The organism is Hydrogenophaga sp. 5NK40-0174, assembly GCF_040372165.1.
GTDB lineage: Bacteria > Pseudomonadota > Gammaproteobacteria > Burkholderiales > Burkholderiaceae_C > Hydrogenophaga.
This window is the reverse complement of the sequence record NZ_BAABWG010000016.1, coordinates 1-899: the sequence shown is the minus strand read 5'-3', so window position 1 is coordinate 899 and position 899 is coordinate 1. Positions and strand designations below refer to the sequence as shown.

Genomic DNA, 899 nt, shown 5'->3' with positions numbered 1-899 from the left:
CCGACGCTGGTTGGTGGTGGACAGCCATCAGACCAGACCGGACAGGACGGCCAGAGCATCACACCGCTGGACGTCACCGGAGCATTCGATGACCCCGATGGTGACACCCTGACCTACAGCGTCAGCGGTCTGCCTGCCGGCCTGTCGATCAACCCGGCCACGGGTATCGCTTCTGGCACTTTGACCTCGAATGCCAGTCAGGGCGGCCCAGGTGGCAATGGCGTTTACAACGTGACCGTGACGGCGACTGATGGTAGCGGCGCAACGGCATCCACCACCTTTACCTACACGGTCACCAACCCGCCGCCAAACGCGGTGGATGACAGCTTCACCGTCAGCGAAGATGCAGCCAGTGGCGTCATCGGCAGCGCTGTGACCAATGACAGTGATCCGGACGGGGACAGCCTGTCTGGCGTTGTGCAGACCAATACGCCGGGCACCGGAGGCGGGTTGTTCAACATCAGCCTGGGTGGCTCAGTCACGTTCAACCCCAATGGCGCGTTTGAAAGTCTGGGCGCAGGCGAAACAGCAACCACCTCCATGACCTACCAGGTCACAGACGGTCAAGGCGGGTTTGACACAGCCACCATCACGGTGACGGTCAATGGTGTGAACGACGCACCGGACCTGGTGGGTGGGGCGCAACCCGCCAACCAGGCGGGCGTGGACGGGCAGGGCATCACGCCCATCGATGTGAGTGGCGCGTTCAGCGATGTAGAGGGAGACACACTCACCTACAGCGCCAGCGGTCTGCCTGCCGGCCTGTCCATCAACCCGGCCACGGGTGAGATCAGCGGCACACTGGACACCAGTGCCAGCCAGGGTGGCAGCGCAGGCGTGCACACGGTTTCGGTGACGGCCACCGACCCTGGAGGCCTGACAGCGACCACCACGTTCAC

General features: G+C 63.7%; 1 protein-coding gene. It reads left to right on the top strand.

Annotated features, from left to right (window positions below; translation table 11 throughout):
* Nucleotides 1–899: putative Ig domain-containing protein (locus ABWV89_RS18825; protein ID WP_353400610.1), on the top strand; the 899-nt coding region annotated here is incomplete at both ends.